Here is a 3,057-nt window from a genome sequence, read left to right as displayed (position 1 = left end):
GCTCGCGCGCGGCCAGGAACAGGTCGCGCACCTCCGCTCGTCGTCCGGCATCGCGAATGACAATGAAATTCCATGGCTGCATGAAGCCGACCGATGGCGCGTGATGGGCGGCAAGCAGCAGCCGCGCCAGCACGTCGTCATCGATCGCGTTGGGCAGGAAATGGCTGCGCACGTCGCGCCGCGTGAACATGGCGCGATAGACCGCATCGCGCGCATTCTGGTCGAATCCATCGTCAATGGCAGCGGTCATATGTTCCGGCATCGCTTGTCCCCTTGCGATTGCAGATTCAAAACGGTCAGAGCGTACGCTGTGCGTCCAAATGGACGCACGTCGCTCTGATGCCACCCGCCCGACCATGCGGATGACGATGCCTGCCAGGCCGGTCTTCTGGCTTGGGATCAACCCGCGTCCGGTGCCTTCCCGTCATCGACAGTGGCATTTACCGGCGCGGTCCCCCTCACAGCGTTGGGCACGCCACGGAATTCAACCGTGTTCCCGATTCTCCCGCTTGCGGCGGGCACCAGGCAGTACCAAGGACTTTACGCCGAAGCGCCGGCGGGGCCAATGCCTGCGGCGACACGAATGGACGCAGGCGCGATTTTCCCCAGTCATCGGCCGCCCGTGCATGGCCTTTGTCGATCGGGGTCACTAGATTAGGACGATGACCACCCGTCTCTACACGCATCCGATCTTCCTCGAGCATCTCACGCCGCCCGGACATCCCGAGCGGCCCGACCGCCTGCGCGCCATCGAGCGCGTGCTCGATGAGGAAGCCTTTGCCGCGCTCGATCGTATCCAGGCGCCGGAAGGCGACGAGGCCACCATCCTCTACGCGCATCCCGCCGATTTCGTCGCCCGCGTGCGCGCCGCCATCCCCGACGAGGGGATTGCCCGCATCGATGCCGACACCACTGCCAGTCCGAAGAGCTGGCAAGCGGCGATCACCGCGATCGGCGCCGCCAACGCCGCCGTCGATGATGTCTTTTCGGGCCGCGCCGACAACGTCTTCGTCGCCGCCCGGCCGCCCGGCCATCATGCCGAAAAGACCACGGCCATGGGCTTCTGCCTGTTCAACACGGCGGCGATCGCGGCGCGTTATGCGCAGAAGAAACACGGTGTCGAGCGCGTTGCCATCGTCGACTGGGACGTGCATCACGGCAATGGCACGCAGGATATTTTCTGGGACGATCCCTCGGTGCTCTATTGCTCGACACACCAGATGCCGCTTTATCCCGGCACCGGAGCGAAGACCGAAACGGGCGCCGGCAATATCGTCAACGCACCGCTGGCGCCGCAGACCGGCAGCGAAGTGTTTCGCGATGCCTTCCTGTCGCGCGTCCTGCCCGCGCTCGACAATTTCGCGCCCGACCTGATCATCATTTCGGCCGGGTTCGACGCGCACCACCGCGATCCGCTGGCCGAGATCAATCTGACCGAGGATGATTTCGACTGGGCGACCGGCCAGTTGATGCAGCGCGCGGCACGCCACAGCGGCAACCGGCTCGTAAGCCTGCTCGAGGGCGGCTACGATCTGCAGGGATTGGCATTTTCGGTCGCCGCCCATGTCGGGCGACTGATGAAAGGATGAATGATGGCTGGTGAGACCAACGAAGACGTCAAGGCGATGAGCTTCGAGCAGGCACTCGATGCGCTGGAGAAGATCGTCGATGATCTGGAGCGTGGCGACGTGCCGCTCGACCAGTCGATCAGGATCTATGAACGTGGCGAGGCGCTGAAGGCGCATTGCGACCGGCTGCTGAAGGCCGCCGAGGACAAGGTCGAGAAGATCAGGCTGTCGCGCGACGGCAAGCCGGTTGGAACGGAGCCGCTCGACGCGGATTGAGGCCGGTCCGAACGATGGCCTCGCCTCACCGGTTTTTGGACATGATCATGATCGAGGCTATAACTCGTTCCGATTGAAACAGCTCAAGGACAAGAGGAGATACGGAAGCGATGTGCAGAAACATCAAGACCCTGTTCAATTTTGATCCGCCGGCAACCAATGACGAGGTGCGCGACGCGGCCCTTCAGTTCGTCCGCAAGCTGAGCGGAACGACGCGACCCTCGAAGCAGAACCAGCACGCCTTCGATCATGCCGTCGACGCCATCGCGGCCTCGGCGCGCGAACTGCTCGATTCCCTGGAAACCCATCAGCATCCGCGCAATCGCGAAGAGGTGGCGGCCAAGCTGCGGGCAAAGGCGGCCATCCGCTTTGCCTGATGCGGCCAGGCGGCCTTCGACCACCGACAAGGAGAGTCCATGAGCTTCTTCCCCGGGAAAGACCCTGAGGTGGGCGATGCGTTCGCCAGCGATCAGATCGAATTGATGGTCGTTCCGAACGCCAAGGACATCGGTGGTTTTCAGGTGCGCCGTGCCCTGCCAACGGCAAAAAGGCGGTTGGTCGGTCCGTTCATCTTCTTCGACCGCATGGGTCCCGCGATCCTGCGGGCCGGCCAGGCGCTGGACGTCCGTCCGCATCCGCATATCGGACTGTCGACGGTCACCTATCTGTTCGACGGCAAGATCCGGCACCGCGACTCCCTCGGCACCGAAATGGTCATTCAGCCCGGCGACGTGAATTTGATGACCGCCGGCCGCGGCATCGTCCATTCGGAGCGTACGCCGGAGGAACTGCGTGGCGCGCCGATGTCGATATCCGGCCTGCAGACATGGCTGGCGCTGCCGGACGACAAGGAAGAGGTGGCTCCTGTGTTCGAGAACACAGGAGCGCTCAGGCTTCCCGAGATTGATGCCGAAGGCGTCAACGGGCGCCTCATCATCGGCGATTTCCAAGGATTACGGTCCCCGGTCAGGGCCGATTCGGAGACGCTCTACGCCGACCTGCGCCTGGCGCCCGGCGCCAGCGTGAAAATCCCTGCCGATGCGGAAGAGCGCGCCATTTACACGCTGGAAGGCGAGGTCTCGATTTCGGGCGATGTGTTCCCAGCCGAACGGCTGCTGGTCTTCCGTCCCGGTGACGAGATCGTCGTGTCGTCGCAGACCGGGGCGCATTTCATGCTGTTCGGCGGCGCCTCTCTTGGTTCGAAGCGTTACAT

The 3,057-nt window shown here is 63.5% G+C and carries 5 protein-coding genes and 1 riboswitch; of the genes, 4 read left to right on the top strand and 1 reads right to left on the bottom strand.

What is annotated here, in order from left to right:
• Positions 1-250, bottom strand: a 250-nt coding sequence (locus tag EN991_RS29675; protein ID WP_245461109.1) for a nitroreductase family protein, incomplete at its 3' end; no start/stop codon positions are given.
• Positions 251-360: 110 nt separating this feature from the next.
• A riboswitch (cobalamin riboswitch) is annotated at positions 361-541 on the bottom strand.
• 121 nt (positions 542-662) lie between these two features.
• Between EN991_RS29675 and EN991_RS29670 the strand changes: the two genes are divergently transcribed.
• From EN991_RS29670 to EN991_RS29655, 4 genes are all read left to right on the top strand, one after another.
• Entirely contained in the window at positions 663-1,589 is a 927-nt protein-coding gene (locus EN991_RS29670) for a histone deacetylase family protein (protein WP_024503603.1), read from the top strand.
• A 3-nt stretch (positions 1,590-1,592) separates the two neighbouring features.
• Positions 1,593-1,844 carry an exodeoxyribonuclease VII small subunit gene (locus EN991_RS29665; RefSeq protein WP_013532792.1) on the top strand — a complete coding sequence of 84 codons (252 nt, stop codon included), beginning with the start codon at positions 1,593-1,595 and terminating at the stop codon, positions 1,842-1,844.
• Between the two features lie 110 nt (positions 1,845-1,954).
• Complete coding sequence (locus EN991_RS29660) at positions 1,955-2,221, top strand: DUF2277 domain-containing protein (protein ID WP_013532791.1); 267 nt, start codon at positions 1,955-1,957, stop codon at positions 2,219-2,221.
• 39 nt (positions 2,222-2,260) lie between these two features.
• Positions 2,261-3,057: pirin family protein (locus EN991_RS29655; RefSeq protein ID WP_164769462.1), on the top strand; the 797-nt coding region annotated here is incomplete at its 3' end.

The organism is Mesorhizobium sp. M7A.F.Ca.US.005.03.2.1 (assembly GCF_003997795.1).
Classification (GTDB): domain Bacteria; phylum Pseudomonadota; class Alphaproteobacteria; order Rhizobiales; family Rhizobiaceae; genus Mesorhizobium; species Mesorhizobium ciceri.
The sequence above is the reverse complement of the archived record's forward strand: the minus strand, read 5'-3'. Positions and strand labels throughout refer to the sequence as shown.

Bases quoted from the DNA above. Each gene is read 5' to 3' on its own strand.
- EN991_RS29665 (WP_013532792.1), top strand. From the start codon at position 1,593: ATGGCTGGTGAGACCAACGAAGACGTCAAGGCGATGAGCTTCGAGCAG.
- EN991_RS29670 (WP_024503603.1), top strand. From the start codon at position 663: ATGACCACCCGTCTCTACACGCATCCGATCTTCCTCGAGCATCTCACG.
- EN991_RS29660 (WP_013532791.1), top strand. From the start codon at position 1,955: ATGTGCAGAAACATCAAGACCCTGTTCAATTTTGATCCGCCGGCAACC.